15 protein-coding genes are annotated in these 19,509 nt (G+C 50.8%); all 15 read right to left on the reverse strand.

Annotated features, from left to right (window positions below):
* Nucleotides 1-1,671 carry a formate--tetrahydrofolate ligase gene (locus RHOM_RS07625; protein ID WP_014079714.1) on the reverse strand — a complete coding sequence of 557 codons (1,671 nt, stop codon included), beginning with the start codon at nucleotides 1,669-1,671 and terminating at the stop codon, nucleotides 1-3.
* A gap of 55 nt (nucleotides 1,672-1,726) precedes the next feature.
* Nucleotides 1,727-4,549, reverse strand: a complete 2,823-nt coding sequence (locus RHOM_RS07630) for a DNA translocase FtsK (RefSeq protein ID WP_014079715.1) — start codon at nucleotides 4,547-4,549, stop codon at nucleotides 1,727-1,729.
* 22 nt (nucleotides 4,550-4,571) lie between these two features.
* Nucleotides 4,572-5,450 carry an undecaprenyl-diphosphate phosphatase gene (locus tag RHOM_RS07635; protein WP_014079716.1) on the reverse strand — a complete coding sequence of 293 codons (879 nt, stop codon included), beginning with the start codon at nucleotides 5,448-5,450 and terminating at the stop codon, nucleotides 4,572-4,574.
* Between the two features lie 95 nt (nucleotides 5,451-5,545).
* Nucleotides 5,546-6,229, reverse strand: coding sequence for a ClpP family protease (locus RHOM_RS07640; RefSeq protein WP_014079717.1), 684 nt, complete (start codon nucleotides 6,227-6,229; stop codon nucleotides 5,546-5,548).
* 113 nt (nucleotides 6,230-6,342) lie between these two features.
* Nucleotides 6,343-7,797 carry a glycogen synthase GlgA gene (gene glgA, locus RHOM_RS07645; protein WP_014079718.1) on the reverse strand — a complete coding sequence of 485 codons (1,455 nt, stop codon included), beginning with the start codon at nucleotides 7,795-7,797 and terminating at the stop codon, nucleotides 6,343-6,345.
* A 144-nt stretch (nucleotides 7,798-7,941) separates the two neighbouring features.
* Nucleotides 7,942-8,670, reverse strand: coding sequence for a YebC/PmpR family DNA-binding transcriptional regulator (locus tag RHOM_RS07650; RefSeq protein ID WP_014079719.1), 729 nt, complete (start codon nucleotides 8,668-8,670; stop codon nucleotides 7,942-7,944).
* Nucleotides 8,671-8,715: 45 nt separating this feature from the next.
* Complete coding sequence (locus RHOM_RS07655; RefSeq protein WP_014079720.1) at nucleotides 8,716-10,077, reverse strand: hemolysin family protein; 1,362 nt, start codon at nucleotides 10,075-10,077, stop codon at nucleotides 8,716-8,718.
* An 80-nt stretch (nucleotides 10,078-10,157) separates the two neighbouring features.
* Nucleotides 10,158-10,505, reverse strand: a complete 348-nt coding sequence (locus RHOM_RS07660) for a type II toxin-antitoxin system PemK/MazF family toxin (RefSeq protein ID WP_014079721.1) — start codon at nucleotides 10,503-10,505, stop codon at nucleotides 10,158-10,160.
* An 89-nt stretch (nucleotides 10,506-10,594) separates the two neighbouring features.
* Nucleotides 10,595-12,127: a bifunctional ADP-dependent NAD(P)H-hydrate dehydratase/NAD(P)H-hydrate epimerase gene (locus RHOM_RS07665; RefSeq protein WP_014079722.1), complete on the reverse strand. Its 1,533-nt coding sequence runs from the start codon at nucleotides 12,125-12,127 to the stop codon at nucleotides 10,595-10,597.
* Nucleotides 12,128-12,235: 108 nt separating this feature from the next.
* Complete coding sequence (locus RHOM_RS07670) at nucleotides 12,236-12,898, reverse strand: redox-sensing transcriptional repressor Rex (protein ID WP_014079723.1); 663 nt, start codon at nucleotides 12,896-12,898, stop codon at nucleotides 12,236-12,238.
* Nucleotides 12,899-12,995: 97 nt separating this feature from the next.
* Nucleotides 12,996-14,948, reverse strand: coding sequence for a ribosomal protection-like ABC-F family protein (gene abc-f, locus RHOM_RS07675; protein WP_014079724.1), 1,953 nt, complete (start codon nucleotides 14,946-14,948; stop codon nucleotides 12,996-12,998).
* A complete protein-coding gene (locus tag RHOM_RS07680; RefSeq protein ID WP_014079725.1) occupies nucleotides 14,945-16,159 on the reverse strand; it encodes an NADP-dependent isocitrate dehydrogenase in 1,215 nt (404 codons plus the stop codon). Before RHOM_RS07680 ends, abc-f begins: the two co-directional genes overlap by 4 nt.
* A 56-nt stretch (nucleotides 16,160-16,215) precedes the next feature.
* Nucleotides 16,216-16,878: a GntR family transcriptional regulator gene (locus tag RHOM_RS07685; protein WP_014079726.1), complete on the reverse strand. Its 663-nt coding sequence runs from the start codon at nucleotides 16,876-16,878 to the stop codon at nucleotides 16,216-16,218.
* A gap of 14 nt (nucleotides 16,879-16,892) precedes the next feature.
* The gene (locus RHOM_RS07690; protein ID WP_044024916.1) at nucleotides 16,893-18,275 is read right to left on the reverse strand and encodes a 2-isopropylmalate synthase; all 1,383 of its coding nucleotides are present in this window, start codon (nucleotides 18,273-18,275) and stop codon (nucleotides 16,893-16,895) included.
* A 216-nt stretch (nucleotides 18,276-18,491) separates the two neighbouring features.
* Entirely contained in the window at nucleotides 18,492-19,505 is a 1,014-nt protein-coding gene (locus tag RHOM_RS07695; RefSeq protein WP_014079728.1) for a response regulator, read from the reverse strand.
* Nucleotides 19,506-19,509 lie beyond the last annotated feature (4 nt).

The following is a 19,509-nucleotide window of genomic DNA, read 5'->3' on the forward strand; positions in this document are numbered from 1 at the left end:
TTAGAATAATCCGGTAATGACTCCGTCATCATTGACATCAATACCGTACGCCGCCGGGTTCTTGGAAAGTCCCGGCATCGTCATGATCGAACCGGTAACTGCAACGACAAAGCCGGCTCCTGCCGATACGTAAACCTCGCGCACATTGATGGTAAAACCGTTCGGTCTTCCAAGCTTCGTCTGGTCATCCGAAAGAGAATACTGTGTCTTTGCCATGCAGACCGGGAAGGATGACATTCCCATATCGGTAATTCTCTTCAGTTCCTTTTTGGCAGCTGCGGAATAGGTCACTCCGTCGGCTCCGTAAATCTCTCTCGCAACAGTTGCGATCTTATCCTCAAGGCTCATATCATCCGGATATAATGGCTTGAAATGGCTTTCCTTCTGCTCCAGTGTAAGCAGCACCTTGTTGGCAAGCTCAATGCCGCCTTCACCGCCCTTTTCCCAGACCTCGGAAAGTGCAAACTCACATCCGCGTTCTCTGCAGAACTGCTCCACGTAATCCGTCTCCGCTTTTGTGTCTGTGACAAAGGAGTTCAAGGTAACCACAACCGGCACACCGAACTTCTGCAGGTTCTCAATATGCTTCTCCAGGTTGACAATTCCTTTCTTCAACGCGTCCAGATTCTCTGTGCCAAGATCCGCTTTCGCCACGCCGCCGTTGTATTTGAGTGCACGCACAGTTGCAACCAGCACAACGGCATCCGGTGCCAGTCCTGCTTTCCGGCACTTGATATCGAAGAATTTTTCAGCGCCGAGATCTGCGCCAAAGCCGGCCTCCGTAATCACATAATCCGCGAGCTTTAAGGCTGTCTTTGTAGCACGGACACTGTTGCATCCGTGCGCAATATTGGCGAACGGACCTCCGTGAACAATGGCAGGCGTGTGCTCTAACGTCTGGATCAGGTTCGGCTTTAGCGCGTCCTTTAACAGTGCCGCCATCGCGCCGGTCGCTTTCAGATCGTCCGCGGTCACCGGCTTTCCGTCAAACGTATATGCGACGATAATCCGTCCGAGCCGGCGCTTTAAGTCATGCATATCGTCAGCCAGACAAAGAATAGCCATAATCTCCGACGCAACCGTGATGACAAAGTGATCTTCTCTTACCATTCCGTCCATCTTGCTTCCCAGACCGACGACAATGTTACGGAGGACACGGTCGTTCATATCCATGCAGCGTTTCCAGACGATCTGCCGCGGATCAATTCCAAGCTCATTGCCCTGCTGGATATGGTTGTCCAGAAGAGCCGCCAGGAGATTGTTGGCGGAGGTAATTGCATGGAAATCACCGGTAAAGTGCAGATTCAGATCCTCCATCGGCACAACCTGCGCGTATCCGCCGCCGGCTGCACCTCCCTTGATTCCAAAACACGGTCCAAGGGACGGCTCTCTTAACGCGATGACCGCCCTTTTCCCAAGTCTGCCGAATGCCTCGCCGAGGCCGACGCTCGTGGTGGTCTTTCCCTCTCCCGCCGGCGTTGGATTGATTGCGGTCACAAGAATCAGTTTCCCGTCTTTTCTGTCGGAAACCCGACGGATCAGCTCGTCCGAAAGCTTTGCCTTGTACTTTCCGTACAATTCCAGATCATCCTCCGGGATGTCAAGCTTTGCAGCCACCTCGCGAATATGTACCATCTGGGCTTCCTGTGCAATTTCAATATCACTTTTCATAATGTCTCCTCCATTCCGCCGCCAGAGCGGCTTTGTATGTTTTATATGAATCCTGTTACAGATATTCCTCTTCGTACTGCTCAAACTGCTCGGGCGACATTAAAACCCGCCGCGGCTTTGTGCCTTCCTCAGGACCTACGATACCCGCTTCCTCCAGTTGATCCATAATGCGGGCTGCACGGTTAAAACCGATTTTAAAATACCGCTGAAGCATGCCGATGGAACCTTTTTCCTTCTCCATGAGAAGGCGCGCCGCATCTGCAAAATAAACGTCCCTGCCGTCCCCTGCATCCGCGCTGGAATCGATCGCTACGGTGGTGTTGGCGGATTCCATGTTGCTCAGCTTCTCCTCCATCTCCGCACTGTAGGTCACCTGACCATTCTGTTCCTTGATAAACCCTACAACGGCAGATACTTCCTCATCCGATACAAATGCGCCCTGCACACGCACCGGCTTTGGAATTCCCTGCGGGCTGAACAGCATGTCTCCCTTGCCGAGGAGCTTCTCGGCGCCGTTCATATCCAGAATGGTTCTCGAATCCACGCCCGAAGTCACGGCAAAGGCGATACGGCTCGGCATATTCGCCTTGATCAGACCGGTAATGACATTGACCGACGGACGCTGTGTCGCAATGATCAAATGAATGCCGCACGCTCTTGCGAGCTGTGCCAGACGGCAGATGGATTCCTCGACTTCGCCCGGCGATACCATCATAAGATCCGCCAGCTCGTCCACGATAATCACAATCTGCGGCAGCTTTTCCGGCTTCGGATCGCCCTCGATCGTCGGCAGGGATTCGATCTTCGCATTGTAGCCCTTTAAGTCTCTCACCGAGGCATTGGCGAACTTCTGATAACGGTCTGTCATCTCATCCACCGCCCAGTGCAGTGCACCCGCCGCTTTTTTCGGATCGGTGACCACCGGTATCATCAGGTGCGGGATGCCGTTATAGACACTCAGTTCCACAACCTTCGGATCAATCATAATCAGCTTGACCTCTTTGGGGTTCGCCTTGTAGAGGATGCTCATGATAATCGTGTTGATACATACGGACTTACCGGAACCCGTCGCACCGGCAATCAGAAGATGCGGCATCTTGGCAATGTCCGCCACCGTCACCTTTCCGCCGATGTCCTTTCCGACGCCGAAAGAAATCTTTGACGGATGCTTTTTAAATTCTTCCGACTCTACCAGTTCTCTAAAAGAAACCATGACGTTTTCTTTGTTCGGAACCTCAATACCGATCGCCGCCTTTCCGGGGATCGGTGCCTCGATACGAATATCCGCCGCTGCCAGATTCAGCTTGATGTCGTCGGCCAGATTGACAATCTTGCTGACCTTTACTCCCATCTCCGGCTGCAGTTCATAGCGCGTCACGGCAGGACCGCAGCTGATGTTGGTAATCGTGACATTCACGCCGAAATTCTTTAAGGTCTGCTGCAGCTTCATCGCCGTCTCCTGCAGATGCTGTCTGGAATCCCCGGCTTTGTTTGCCGCCTTTGTCAGAAGATCTGCCGGAGGGAACACATACGGACGCTCCGGAGGCATCTGCTCCGCCGACACACTTTCACCGGATGCCGCAGGTGCAGATGTGGTATGTCCGGCATTTTCCCCGATGCCGGACACAGCCTTTGTCTCTGCGGGCGATACGGCTGCCGATGCTTCCTGCGGCTCTTTCAGCTGTACTTTCGGCGCAGCCGCCTCCCATGCGTTTTCTGGTCCGGCCGCACTGCCCCATGATTCTTTCTGTTCCTGCGCAGATGCAGTGCTCCACGGATCTTCCGGTTCGGCTGCGCTGCTCCACGGATCTTTCTGTTCCTGCGAGGCTGTAGTGCTCCATGGATCTTCCGGCTCTGTTGCCACATCCCACGATGCTTCCGCCGGCGCAGTATTCCAGGATGCTCCCTGTGCAGTCTCCGTTTCCGGAGTCCATGCAGATATGTTCTGTGAAGCCTCCGGTGTCACAGCCGCAAGCGCTTCGTCTGAGAACGCCGACGGCGTCAGATTCTCTGCAGGCGGATATCCGCCGTCCGACGTGAGAGGCACAATCTTTTCTTCCCGTACCTCCGGCATCTCCAGATAATCCTCCGCATTCAGTTCACTGATCTCATCGGAATGTTCAATGACATTCTGCCGCGGCAGCACCCGGGTGTCAATGGCAACCCCTTCCACCTTGCGATCCATCCGCCTTAATGCCTGTTCCTCTCTGCGCTGCTCCCGCTCTTCCCGCTGGATTCTCACGCGTTCCTTATGGCGTTCATTTCCGCTGCGCGCGGATTCGTAGACCTTTTTCCCGCCTTTTTGCATTCCGCGAAGCGCAGAGCGCTCTGTAATTAACACCAGCGATATGATTAACATGATCGCATCGATCACATAAGAACCAGCCAGACCGAAATTCGGGCAGAAAATCCATGCCAGAAGTCCGCCGATGAAGCCGCCTCCCGTCCGGTGCTCAAAACTGTAGCTGTATGCCGCAGCGGCACCGTCAACCGCAGACCCTTTGGTCAGCAGTTCGATCAGCATACATAAGAACAGATCAAACAGAATCATCGCCACAAGCTTTACGGTTGCCACCCGGTTGCCCCTGTTCGACACGGCAAAAAAAGTACCGACAAGAAGAAGCACCGGGAACACATACGCGATCAGTCCCATGACGCCAAAAAAGAACCTGCTCACTGCATTGCCGATGGTTCCCCCGATTCCGAAATTACTGATAAATAATAAAATAGATACCGCTACAATGATCCAGAGAATGACCTCCCTGGTAAAATCCTCCTGCTGCTGTGCAGCCGTCTTTTTCTTCCGTCCTGTACTTCCCTTCCGGCTTGTCTGTGCCTTTCGTTTCCCAGATGTACTCTTTTTATTCCCTGTTGCCAAAACTTACTAACCTCCAAAACCGTTATGCCAGATAAAAATACCCGCCGATGGACAATGCGCCAACGAGCAGACAGTAGATGGCAAAAACAGTGAACTTCTTTTTGCGGACGATGACAAGCATCGTCTTAATGCAGACATATCCCACAACCGCCGCGACCGCCATACCGATCACATAGTAGACAACCTCCGTTCCCGACACCGCCAGGTCTGTGGCATCCTTTAATTCGAGAACAAGCGCGCCAAGAATCGCCGGTATCGACATCAAAAACGAGTATTTCACGGCAAAATTGCGCTGATAACCCGCAAGCAGGCAGGCGGTAATCGTCGTACCGGAGCGTGAAAGTCCCGGAAGCGTTGCGATTCCCTGTGCGATTCCGACAGAAAACGCATCCGTGTAGGTGACGTTTTTCGGAAGTTTGTCGCCGTCCTTGCAGTGATCCGCGATCAAAAGCAACACTGCCGTTGCGATAAGGCAGATGCCTGGAACAATCAGAATCTCGGAAGCCATCTCCACGACATCCTTGCAGAAATAGCCGATAATTCCAGTCGGTATTGTCGATACGATAATCAGCATGGCAAATTTGCGGTAGCTGCTGTTGATCACGCGTCGATACGCCATCTGCTCTTTGCCGGTCTTATTCCGGAAGAAGACAATCACATTGTATCCGGCGTCGCGGATGATGCAGCATCCATCTACCACCAGTTTTAAGATGTCCCGGTAGTATACCAGGGAGATTGCAATCAATGTACCGACGTGAAGCAGTACATCATATAAAATTCCCGTGTCGGTATTGACATCAAACAGTATTTTAAAAAGTGCCAGATGCCCGGAACTGCTCACCGGCAAAAACTCGGTCAGTCCCTGTATAATGCCCATCAAGATCGCCTGTAATAATGACATGGCAGCCTCCTTATCCGATTCGTAAAAATCTGTCAAACTTATACATACATGACCAATTTTAACATATTTGAGGGCGGTTGTCATTAAAAGGTTTCTTAATAATTTTTTCCCTTTGCGGCATCAATCATCGCATGCAGTTTTAAAAACGCGGCATCGATTCCGCCCACGGCATCGATCAGCCCTTCCCGAACCGCTTCCTCCCCGACTAAAATGGTTCCAAGGTCTTTTGTCAGCATTCCCGTGTTCATCATCAGTTCCTCCAGACGCTCTTCCCCCGCCTTTGAATGCGACGCGATAAAGGTTAAAATCCGGTTCTGCATCTGTTTAAAATAATCGTAGGTCGGCTTGGCTCCTATGACAGTTCCGCTCATGCGCACGGGATGAATCACCATGGTGCCCGACGGGACAATAAACGAGTAATCCGTGGAGACAGCGAGCGGCACGCCGATCGAATGGCTTCCTCCGAGCACGAGCGATACCGTCGGTTTGCTGATCGACGCAATCATCTCTGCAATGGCGAGTCCGCTCTCAACGTCGCCGCCGACTGTATTTAAGAGCAGCAGGATTCCTTCCGTATCCCGGTTGTCCTCCATCTCCGCCAGCTTCGGAAGCACGTGTTCGTACTTGGTTGTCTTAGTCGTCGCCGGCAGACAATCGTGTCCCTCAATCTCTCCTATAATCGTTAAAAGTGAGATCCGGTTGTTCTCCCGGTTGTTATTTAACGCAACCTGTCCGAATTCCCGGATATCCTCATTTTTCTGTTCCTGTTTTTCTGACATAGTTTCTCCTTCTCCTTCGGTCTTCTCTTTTTACTAATTGCATAAAAATGCAGGGTGCAAAATTGCACCCTGCTTAGTATGTATCATCCAGCGTCATATTATGTCAGTTCACGCTACACTTCTCCCAGAAGATAGCGGTACAATCCCTCATAGCGTCCCCTGGAATTGTTCCAGGAATAGTCGTTTGCCATTCCGCGGTCAATCATCTGGTTCCACTGCTTCTTGCGGTCAAAATAGATATGTTTGGAGTAGTTGATCACGCCTAACATCTCGTCTCCGTTATAGTTTGCAAACGAGAATCCGTCTCCGGTGTTCTCGTACTCATTGTACGGCTTTACGGTATCCCGGAGTCCGCCCGTCTCACGCACGATCGGCACCGTGCCGTAACGGAAAGAGATTAACTGCGTCAGTCCACACGGTTCAAACCGCGACGGCATTAAGAACGCGTCCGCAGCCGCGTACAGCTTGTGGGCAAGTTCGTCCGAGTAGCAGATATTCGCCGAGACACGGTCGCCGTACTTCCATGCATAGTGGCGGAACATATTCTCGTACTGCGGATCACCGGTTCCGATGACCACGAACTGCGTATAGTCGTCCACAATGCGGTCGATCGCGTAATTGATGAGATCGAGTCCCTTCTGGTCCGTCAGTCTTGAGATCAGGCCGATCATGTATTTTTTCTTGTCGACGGCAAGTCCCAGTTCCTCCTGCAGCTTCATCTTATTGGACGGCTTTTTCTTGCGGAAATCTGCGGCGTCGTAATTGACATAGATCTTTGGATCCGTCTTCGGATTGTAAACCGTATAGTCGATTCCGTTTACAATTCCCTGCATGTCGTAATGTCTTGCCGAGAGCAGACCGTTTAACCCTTCCCCGTAATACTCCGTCTGAATCTCATTCGCATAGGAATCGCTGACGGTCGTGATGTAATCCGCATACACCAGTCCACCCTTTAACATGTTGGCGTCCTTCTGGAACTCCAGCTTATCCGGCGTAAACAGATCCGCCGAGAAACCGGTCAGTCCCTGCATTGTCTTCATGTCCCAGATTCCCTGGAACTTTAAGTTGTGGATCGTGATGACCGACTTGATGCCCCAGTAAAAGGAGTCCGCCTGGAACTCATTTTTCAGATAAACCGGAATCAGTCCCGTCTCCCAGTCGTGACAGTGAATCAGATCCGGCCGGAAATTGATCTGTTTTAAAATGGAGAGTACCGCCTTGTCAAAAAAACAGAACTTCTCAATGTCAAACCGGATGTCCCCATAAGGCACGATGCAGTTAAAGTATTCCTGATTATCGATAAAATAGTAGGTGATGCCATCAAGCACATACTGAAGAACCCCGACGTACTTGTCCTGGATATAAGTCCCGGCGCTCATATAAAAATGCGTCACATACTCAAACTGGCTGCGGTATTTTTCCGGAATACAGCTATAATTCGGAATAACCACCCGCACATCCCACTCTTCCTTGTCAAATTCCTTGGGAAGCGCGCCGCAGACGTCCGCAAGTCCCCCGGTCTTGATAAACGGAACGCACTCAGAAGCTGCAAAAAGTATTTTTTTCATAAAAACCTCCTTGTATCGGAAACATCCTGTTTTTCGCAGAAAGCATATACAATATTATGATATACCATTTCACCCTACAATTCCAGCGTTTTACAAAAAAAGGACAAACCATCTGTTATGGTCTGCCCTCTCTTTGTAAATTTATTATTCATCCCAGTTGTGAAATACTTCCTGCACATCATCATCTGCATCCAGAAGATCCAGAATACGGTTGATGTTGGTCAGATCCTCCTCCGCTGTTAGCTCCACATAGTTCTGCGGAAGCATGGTCACAGAAGCTTCTGCCATCGGAATACCTGCATCCTCCAACGCTCTGCGGACATCCTCAAAATCGTCCGGCGCTGTAAGGATCTCGTAGCTGTCTTCCTCCTCGGAAAAATCCTCAGCTCCTGCGTCAAGAGCCTGCATCATCAGCTCATCCGCATCTCCCTCGTAATCTTCCTTTGCGACAATAATCTGTCCCTTCTCATCAAACATATAAGATACACAGCCCTGTGTACCGATACTGCCGTGTCCCTTTGTAAACGCGTTGCGCACATTCGCAGCCGTACGGTTCTTATTGTCCGTCAGGCACTTTACGATGATGGCGGTTCCGCTCGGACCGTAGCCTTCATAAGTACAGAATTCGTAATTGACCGAGTTGCCGTCTCCAGCAGCCTTCTTGATACCGCGCTCGATCGTATCGTTCGGCATATTGTTGGATCTTGCCTTGGCGATGACCTGTGCCAGCTTGAAGTTGTTGGCAGGGTCAGGACCGCCCTCTTTTACTGCAACAGCAATCTCTCTTCCGATAATGGTAAAAATCTTTCCCTTTGCCGCATCATTTTTTTCTTTCTTGTGCTTAATGTTGGCAAATTTTGAATGTCCTGACATGTTTTTTCCTCTTTTCTGTTGAAATCCGGTTTATTATTTTAACATTTATTCTTCATTCTGGCAAGTCCCGTCTGCCAGTTCGACTTCCGAAGCCTTCTCCTCCGGAAGTTTGATCACGTGTACCTTCTGGATCATCTTGTTCTCTACAGAAAGGATCTCAAACAGATACCCGTATGCGGTTGTTGAAAACACCTCGTCGTCGCTGGGAATCTTATCGATCAGTGAGATCAAAAAACCGTTTAACGTCTCGAAATCGTCCTCTTCATCCAGCGGAATTCCCAGCACTTCCACAACCTCGTCAAACGGAGCCATACCGCTCATCAGATAGCTTCCATCCGGCTGCAGTTCGACCATGTTCGTCTCCTCGTCGTGCTCGTCCTCGATGTTTCCAACAATCTCTTCCAGAATGTCTTCCATCGCAACAATGCCTGCCGTCTGTCCGTACTCATCCACCACGATCACCAGATGACTTTTGGCTGCCTGCATCATGGCAAACAGGGAATTGATGTTGCGCGTCTCGGGGATGAAGTCCACCTCGCGGATCAGACCCTTGATCTTAGAGACCGGCGTGTCATAAACCGCCGCATCCAGGCTCAGTTCCAGAGCCTCCTTGATATGTAGGACACCGATAATGTTATCGATGTCGTCCAGAAACACCGGGAATCTGGAATAGTTGTTCTCCTTGATGAACTCCAGGGCCTGTCGAAACGTTCTGGTTCCGTCGAGCGCACAGATATTCTTGCGGTGCGTCATGATATCCTTGGCTTCCTTGTCGCCAAACTCAAAGATGTTATGAATCATCTCCGCCTCGCTTGCAAGGAGCACACCCTGCTCGTGACCCTCGTTTACCATGGAGATAATCTCTTCCTCCGTCACATCATCCGTATCGCTTAACGGATCAACGCCGAACACGCGCGCCAGAAGGTTGGCTAAACCGTCCGTCAGGAATATGATCGGGTAAAAAAGAAGCTCCACCACATGTACCGGTCCCGCCAGACGCAGTGCCCAGGCTTCCGGCTTTCTGGACGCCACTTTCTGCGGCGTGTAGATTCCAAACACCAGCACAATGAGAATCAGGATCACAAAAATGAGGACATCCACAAGTACCGACATGACGCTTCCCACATCTTCCGGCAGAAAATACGCGCGCCAGAGCGGTACCTCCAGAAAACCGAGCAGCATATGCACGATTAAAACCACCAGTTCGCAGACATGCGTATATCGTTCATTCTTATCCGTATAGCGCCGCAGAAGTCTCGCACCGCGGTCTTCCTCTCCCGCCAGACGTTCTATGGCAGCCTCATTCAAATTCTGCATGGCGGCGATAAAGCCAAAAACCACAAAATCTAATATGACAAATCCTGCAAAAATGAGGATGCCCACAGTGGGGCTGCAACCATCATCCATATAGTATCCTTTCTTTCGTGTCTCCGGTATTACACACTAAAACATCAGAAATCATAACATTTTCGCGCATAATAGTCAAGTTATGTATAGAGTTCCAGACTGATCTCCAGCGCCTTGTCTATTTTCACAAGGATCTGGTGATCCAGATGGCACACTTTATCTTTCAGTCTCGTCTTATCGATCGTCCGCAGTTGTTCCAACAGCACCACGGAATCCTTGACCAGCGCATATTTCTGGCTGTCAAGCTCCACATGTGTTGGAAGCTTTGCTTTATTCATCTGCGATGTGATTGCCGCGCAGATGACCGTCGGACTGTGTCTGTTTCCAACATCGTTCTGTATGATGAGCACCGGCCGCACACCGCCCTGTTCCGAGCCGACCACCGGTCGCAAGTCTGCATAAAAGATATCCCCACGTCGAATTACCATACTTTCCACTCCATTTCTCTCTGGATCTTTTACGGATAGTATTGCCATTTTTCACGGGTGTATTCCATTTTGTTTTTATTTTCCCAACACTATGATATGCCATCTTTTCCCGGCTGTGACTGCGTCTGTTCCAGTCCGGCCAGGATCTCGCACATTCCGTCATGAATGTCCGATGCCGTCATGCCGCGCATGGAGCGCCGCGCACCTGCCGCTTCGCCCGCCTTTCCGTGCAGGTAGACGCCGAGCGGCGCCGCCTGCTCCACACGGATTCCCTGCGCCATCAGTCCGCCGATGATACCGCTTAAGACATCCCCGCTTCCCGCCGTTGCAAGCCCGGCATTGCCGGATACATTCAGCCATGTCTGGCTGTACGGAATCGCGGTAGCCGTGTGTTCGTCCTTCAAGACGCAGATCACATTATACTGTCTTGCGAATTCATCCGCCGCCTCAATCAGATGATTCTGCAGATACGCCACCGAATCCCCCGTCAGCCGGCTCATCTCTCCAAGGTGCGGCGTCACCACGAGTTCCGTGTGCGGCAGAAGCAGCAGGTTTGTATCTTTTGCAATCACATTCAGCGCGTCCGCATCCAAAAGCACCGGAACCGCCGCATTCTTGATCACTGTGCGAACCATCCCCGCAGCCGTATCCGGCGTGCCGATCCCCGGTCCGCACACGATCGTGTCCGCCCAGCTCATTGCCTCCAAAAGCTGCGGCGCCTCCGCCTTTTTGGAGGAATATGCCGTGATTACCGCCTCCGGAAGCTGCGTCTGTAAAATGGCGCGGTTTTCCTCCGGTGTAAAAATGCGCACCAGCCCGCAGCCGCTTGCATATGCGGCTTTCGCGCAAAGATATGCCGCTCCGGACATTCCCTGGCTTCCGGCAATCACGAGAAGTCTGCCGAACGTTCCCTTGTTGGAGTGGCTCTCCCTTGCGGCAAGAAGGGACAGATCCGCGTCTTCTAACGCTGCCACCGCCGGTTTGCGCTCCCCGAATGCATCCGGCGTAATCCCGATATCCGCCACAACGACTTTCCCGGCGTACTGATTGCCCGGCCACAGCAGGCATCCCACCTTTTCAAACGCGAATGTGACCGTCAGATCTGCCCGGAAAGCGGTTCCCAGCACATTTCCATTGTCCGCCGAAATGCCGGAAGCAATGTCAACCGCCGCCTTCGCCCCTTCCATGGCATTCATCCGGTCGATTAACGATGCGTATTCTCCCTCCACACTGCGCGATAATCCCACGCCGAATACCGCGTCGATCACGAGCGTGTAGGACTTCCCCTCCGGAAATTCCGTGAGGATCTTACCGCCGTACGCAAGAAAGATCTTCTTCTGGAGCTGATTGCCGACGGACGCTTTTCCTGTGTGCGGCGCTTCCAATACATCGACGGTGTTTCCCGCCTGCATGAGTATTCTGGCGATCGCATAGCCGTCTCCGCCGTTGTTGCCGCTGCCGCAGACGACGAGTGTTCTTGACGTATTCCGTTTTTCCCGGCGCAGTGTCTCCACAAAGGAAAACGCCGCCCGCTCCATCAACACTGCCTGCGGCATATGAAATTCCTCGATTGTCCGGCTGTCATAAAGATTCATCTCCCGGCTGTTTACGATATATCGCATCTTTTCCCTCCCGCCTGCCGGCATCACACCCGGCATTTTATTTCAGTAAAACACTGGAACAAAGTTCCCTATAGAGTAAAAAAGAGATCCTGCTATGCAGGACCTCTTTTAATCTGTCTGACGGCTGTTCTCTTTGGCGCGCTGATTCTTCACAATATTGTAGGATAACTGCATCAGGCTGTCCGAGAGATGGACATTTTCCACAACAACGTCCTTATTGATCAATTCCAGATCCACATGTGCAAAATTCCAGATCGCATGAATGCCAAGACCGACCAGACGGTTGGCAATGGCGTCCGCTTTTTCCTTCGGCATGGTAAGCGCTGCAATGTCTACTTTGTTCTCTCTACAGAAATCTTCCAGCTCATCCAGCATACGGATCTTGATCCCGCGCACAGTCACACCGTCCAACGCCGGATTGACATCGAACAGTCCGATGATCATAAATCCAAGCTTTTCAAACTTCACGTAATTGGCGAGTGCCTGCCCGAGATTTCCGGCACCGATCACGATAATATTGTGCTGCTGGTTCAGTCCTAGAATCTTGCCGATTTCCTCATATAGGTATTTTACGTTATATCCATATCCCTGCTGGCCAAATCCCCCAAAATTATTGAGATCCTGACGAATCTGGGATGCGGTGACATTCATCCTGAGGCTCAGATCATTTGAAGAAATACGTTCTACCCCGGCGTCCAGCAATTCTCCCAGATATCTGTAATACCGCGGCATTCGACGAATGACAGCCTGTGATATTTCTTTTTCCTGCATGGTGATGCCCACCTTTCTATCAAAACATCTCTTTTATTATAGTGATAAACCAGATATCTGTCAATGTGTCAAAAATTTAACAACCAGACGGCATCCCTCACGACTCAAGCTCCATCGATACCTGCTCCCATTCCTCGTAGCATTTTTCCAGCTCGCTCCGGTATTCATTCTGTCTGCCGGTCAGCTCGCCGAGCTTCGCGGAATTGGTTGCATTGGCAGGATCTGCGCACTCCTCATCAATGCCGGCGATCAGATCCTCCAGCTCGGCAATGCGCTCTTCCGCCTTCTTTAGCGTATTCTCAAGCTTGCGGATGCGCGCCTGCTCGGCTTTCTGCGTCTGCCAGTCCGCTTTCTTGTCTGTTCCACTTCCGTCCTGCGCCACGGTCTGTTCCGTCATCTGCGCCGCCTGCGCCTTCGGCTCCGCCTCCACATAGATCCGGGTCAGCTCGTCATGTTTTTCCAGATAGTAATCGTAATTCCCGATATAGTTGACAATCGTCCCTCCCGTCAAATCCAGAATCCGGGTTGCGGTCTGATTGATAAAATAACGGTCGTGCGACACGAAAAAGACGGTTCCGGTGTACTGGTTTAACGCCGACTCCAAAATCTCTTTGGATGTGATGTCCAGATGGTTGGTCGGCTCATCCAGAATCAGAAAATTCGCATCGGAAAGCATCAGTTTGGCAAGGGAGACGCGCCCGCGCTCCCCACCGCTTAAGTCTGCAATCCGCTTGAATACATCATCGTTCGTAAATAAAAACGCCGCCAGGACATTGCGGATCTTCGTGTGGTTTAACTGCGGATAGTCATCCGCAATCTCCTCAAAGATCGTTTTCTCCATATGGAGCAGCTGATGTTCCTGATCGTAGTACCCGATGTGCACATTCGACCCGAGCACGATGGTTCCGCCGTCCGCCAGAAGCAGTTCGTTGATGATCTTAAGAATCGTCGTCTTGCCGGTTCCGTTATTGCCGATCAGCGCCACGCGCTCCCCACGCTTAATCTCAAAAGAGAGATCGTCAAACAGCGTATGTGTTCCGAACGCTTTCCTTAAATGCTCCACCGTAAGAACATCATTACCGCTTGTCACATCCGGCTCGAGCACAATATGGATGTCCGTGTTCTCATCCGTCGGCTTTTCGAGACGCTCGATCTTATCCAGCATCTTTTCACGGCTCTCCGCCCGCTTAATCGATTTCTCGCGGTTAAAAGACTTGAGCTTTGTGATGACCTCTTCCTGGTGCTTAATCTCCCGCTGCTGGTTGTAATACTGCTTTAACAGATCTTCCCGGATCTTCGCCTTTTTCTTCGCAAATTCCGTGTAATTTCCCTGGTAGACATACCCCTGATGCTGGAAAATCTCCACCACTTTGGTGACGACGCGGTCCAGAAAATAGCGGTCATGCGACACGATCACGACCGCTCCCTTATAGTTCATCAAAAATCCCTCCAGCCACTGGATCGATTCCATATCCAGATGGTTGGTCGGCTCGTCTAAAAGCAGGACATCCGGCTTTGTCACAAGGAGCTTGCCCAGTGACACGCGCGTCTTCTGTCCGCCGGAAAGTTCGCTCATCTGCCGGTCAAATTCACTCTCCACAAAGCCAAGTCCCTTTAAGATTCCCGTCACTTCACTGCGGTAGGTATAGCCGCCCAGCAGTTCAAACTCGTGGCTCAACCGGTGATACCCGTCCAGAAGCGCTTCAAGCTCCTGCCCTGTGAGCGCATTCATCTGCGCCTCCATCCCGCGGAGACGCTCCTCCATCTCGATGATGTTCTTCTTTGCGTCAAGGACTTCCTCGTAGATGGTCCGGTGCCCGGACACATCCTGATACTGCGCCAGATAGCCGATGGTGGCGTCTTTTGCAAGGATCACCTCACCGGTATCCGGCGTCTCTTTCTGCATAATAATTTTAAGTAGCGTAGACTTGCCGGCACCATTGATGCCGACAATCGCTGCTTTTTCATTTGCTTCGATATGAAAACTTACATTTTTGAGAATTTCGTCTGTCCCGAATGACTTGGAAATATTCTGACAGGATAAAATCATAACAATAACATTCCTTCTAACGTGCTGCGAATTGCCTTGATAAAATCTTCACTGTTTAATACAACCGGATTAGAAATGGTTGTGATCAGCGCAAGGTCTTTTGTCATTTTACCATCCTCGATGGTCTTAACACAAGCTTTTTCCAGCTTGTCGGCAAACTCTTCCAGCTCGTGACTGCCGTCCAGTTCTCCGCGCTTTCTGAGTGCGCCCGTCCATGCAAAAATGGTTGCGACGGAGTTCGTGGAGGTCTCCTCCCCCTTCAGATGCTTATAGTAATGGCGCTGTACGGTTCCGTGCGCCGCCTCGTACTCGTACTTTCCGTCCGGTGTGACAAGCACGGAGGTCATCATTGCCAGCGAACCGAACGCGCTGGATACCATATCGCTCATCACATCGCCGTCATAGTTCTTGCACGCCCAGATATAGCCGCCCTCCGACTTCATCACACGCGCCACCGCGTCATCAATCAGTGTGTAGAAATATGTGATTCCGGCATCTTTGAACTTCTGCGCATACTCGCTGTCATAAATCTCCTGGAAAATATCCTTGAAGGTGTGGTCGTATTTTTTGGAGATGGTATCCTTGGTTGCAAACCACAGATCCTGCTTTGTGTCAAGCGCATAGTTAAAGCAGCTTCTCGCAAAGCTCTCGATGGAATTGCAGAGGTTGTGCTGTCCCTGCACCACGCCCGCACCGGTAAAATTGTGGATCAGCTCTCTTGTCTCGGTTCCGTCCTCCGCCGTGTAGACCAGTTCGCATTTGCCCGGTCCCGGAATCTTCATCTCGCTCGCCTTATAGACGTCGCCGTATGCATGTCTCGCGATCGTGATCGGCTTTTTCCAGTTCTTCACGCACGGCTCGATCCCCTTGACAATAATCGGTGCACGGAACACCGTTCCGTCCAGCATGGCGCGGATTGTTCCGTTCGGGCTCTTCCACATCTCCTTGAGATGATACTCCGTCATACGGGCGGCATTCGGCGTGATCGTCGCACATTTTACAGCAACCCCGTACTTTTTCGTTGCATTTGCAGAATCTACGGTAACCTGATCGTCCGTCTCATTGCGGTGTTCCAGTCCGAGATCATAATACTCCGTCTTAAGATCGATAAACGGATACAACAGTTCGTCTTTGATCATTTTCCAGAGAATCCGTGTCATCTCATCTCCGTCCATCTCTACAAGTGGCGTTGTCATTTTGATTTTTTCCATGGCTGCTTCCTTTCTGTGCTGTGATTCTGTTCTATCTGACATGGCATCTTCCGCTCTTACTGCTTGAGCAGATTGTCCCAGCCGTAATGATCCATATTGTTAATGGTGTTGCGCATATGTGCGTCCGCCAGTTCTTCCGCCCTGGCCCCGTCATGCTGCTTTAGCGCCTCCACAATCTTGCGGTGCTCCTCATTTGAATTGACCGCTCTCTCCTGCACGGCGAGCGTCACCTTGCGCACGCGCTGCACATAGTGGTGAAAATCCCTCAGGATGTGGCGCAGCTCCTTGCTGCCTGACGCATCGTATAAAATTTCATGGAACTTGTTGTCAAGCTCCACCACCTGCTCGGAATTTCCCTTGGACGAGTGGAAATCGGACAGATAAATGTTCTCCTCCAGCTCATCCAGCTGATCCTTTGTGATGTTATCGCACGCCCACCTCGCGCAGAGTCCCTCCAGCCTGGAGCGGATCTCATAAATATCGCGGATATCCTTCTGGGAGATTCCGACGACATATGCTCCCTTGTTCGGAATGATGGTCACAAGACCCTCCAGTTCCAGCTGGCGCAGTGCCTCCCTGACCGGAGTCCGGCTGACACCCAGTTCCTCTCCGATGGATTTTTCTTTTAATTCCTCGTCCGTCGCATATTTCCCGGACAGTATATTTTCACGTATTGTGTGAAACACGCGCGAACTCAGCGAATAATTATCCTCACTCATCTATTTACCTCATGCTATATCGTGATGTTCAGCTCTTTGCAGCACTTTCCGATCTCTTCCACAAGTTCGGAATCCGTAAGTACCGTCACACGTCCGTCCTCATACTGTGCATCCACCCAGACTTTTATTTTCTTAACCAGATCCGAATTCTTATCGACCCATTTCTCCTTCGGCAGATGATAGTACGAATTGATCCAGTGTGCAATTCCGGCAAGACCCGATGTGTTGGACACCGATACAAGAGGCGGTCTGTTTAAGAATTTCCCCGTATCAAAAATGTTGTAAATCTCCTCGTTCTTGAGCAGTCCATCTGCATGAATTCCCGCTCTCGTCACATTAAAGTTGCTTCCGACAAACGGTGTGCGGCTCGGCTGTACATAGCCGAGTTCTTTTTCAAAGTATTCTGCCAGTTCTGTAATGACCGTTGTATCCATACCGTCAAGTGTTCCCTTTAACTGCGCATACTCAAAGACCATCGCCTCAAGCGGTGTATTTCCGGTGCGCTCTCCGATACCGAACAGGGAGCAGTTAACGCCGCTTGCGCCGTAAAGCCATGCGGTTGTGGAGTTATTGACCGCCTTGTAAAAATCATTGTGGCCATGCCACTCAATCAACTCCGACGGAACGCCGGCATGGGTGGTCAGTCCGTAAATAATACCTGGCACGCTCCGTGGGATCACGGCACCCGGGAAATTCACGCCGTATCCCATGGTATCGCACGCGCGGATCTTGATCGGGATCTTGTACTCATCCATCAGCTTCATCAGTTCCACACAGAACGGAATGACAAACCCGTAAATATCCGACCTCGTAATGTCCTCCAGATGGCAGCGCGGACTGATTCCCGTCTCCAGGCACTCGCGGATCACGCTCAGGTACAGATTCATGACCTCACGTCTGGTCATCTTCATCTTATAAAAAATATGATAATCCGAGCAGCTTACCAGAATACCGGTCTCTCTGAGTCCGATGTCCTTCACCAGCTGGAAATCCTGCTTGCTTGCACGGATCCAGCTCGTAACCTCCGGGAACTTGTATCCTCTTTCCAGGCACTTGTAGACCGCATCCCTGTCCTTCTTGCTATATAGGAAAAATTCACTCTGACGGACCAGTCCTTTCGGACCGCCCAGCTTATGCAGATAGTCATAGATCGTTACAATCTGCTCCGTTGTATAAGGAGCTCTCGACTGCTGACCGTCCCGAAACGTCGTGTCGGTAATCCAGATATTCTCCGGCATGTTGTGCGGGACAATACGATCATTGAATGCGATCTTCGGTATCTCACTGTACGGGAACAGATTGTGGAATACGTTCGGCTCTTCCACATCCACGAGCTGATAAAAATGCTCTTCCAACTGTAGCAGGTTCGTTTTCTTATTCATTACGACTTCTCTCATAGCTGCACTCCTTTTGCCATCATCCAATGCGGCGGTTCCTTCACGGCTTCTCTCCGTCGTATAATCTTTCTTGATCATTGCATAAATAACCGCTTGCATAATTGTATACAATTATACCGTCTTCTTATACTATACATTTCTTGTTCTATTTGTCAATGAATAAAAAGTTATAGCAGATATAATGCTTTGTTATAGTAATGGCAGACATTATGACATTCAGCGCCGTAATGCCAGATTAAAAATCGTCTCCTGCTCCTTGTTCATGACGACAGATTTGTATCCGAGCGCGTCGATCGCAAGTTCCGTTGCGCGTGACAATCCCTCCCGCATTGTTGTATTTTTAATTCTGAATGAATCTTTATACATCTGTATGCGCACACGAAGCACATAGACCTTTTCCATCGGCTCCAGGATTGCCATGATCCGATAGCCGTTTAAGATATCCTTACACAGTCCGGTAATAATCCGCAGAATATAAGTGACCTCGTTCATCCGTTCCGGGTCGACCACCTCATCGGCAGTGCACCTCAATTCAAAATATTCCTGCTGTTCCGGTTTATTGCCGAATGCCGCAAGCCCCTCGGCTGCGGTCTTAAACTCGCCAGTCCCGCACGAAACACAGTTGATGTATTCGGATACAATCCAGACATACCAGCGTCCGAGGCGTTCCTTTCGTTCTGCTTCCATATCTGAAAAAGAAAGGTTCACCTTCATCAGTTCCGCCAGCACGTCCTGCGCTCTCTTATTGTTGCTTGCCCGCATCAGCCACATCCTGCGGTGCTCCAGATACGCCTGCTCCGTCATGCTGTACGCAGTCTCCTGTTCCTGCTCCTGTCCGGCAGCCCGCTCCAGCTGTTCCTTATACCGAAAGGCTGCACGGATCGGAGCCATGAGGTCATCTGCCACACGGCACGGCTTGATGATAATCTTAAAGGTACGGCATTCATTCATAAATGCCACAGTATCTGCAATCCGTGCGCCGTCAGTCATCACGATCCGTATTGTCTCCGGAGACATCATCTCAATCATTGAAAACAGTTCTGTTCCCTTAATCACCGGCATCTGCATATCCGCGATAAACACATCGGTGGTATTCTGCTCCACAAGCTGTATCGCTGCTTCCGCTGAACCGACAAGTGCATAGGAAAAATCCTTGTCCAGACTGTCTAATATCGTCTTAATGCGCGCCGCATTTACTTCATCCGGTTCCGCAATTACAACAAATCCCATGTTC

Source organism: Roseburia hominis A2-183 (assembly GCF_000225345.1).
Classification (GTDB): Bacteria; Bacillota; Clostridia; order Lachnospirales; family Lachnospiraceae; genus Roseburia; species Roseburia hominis.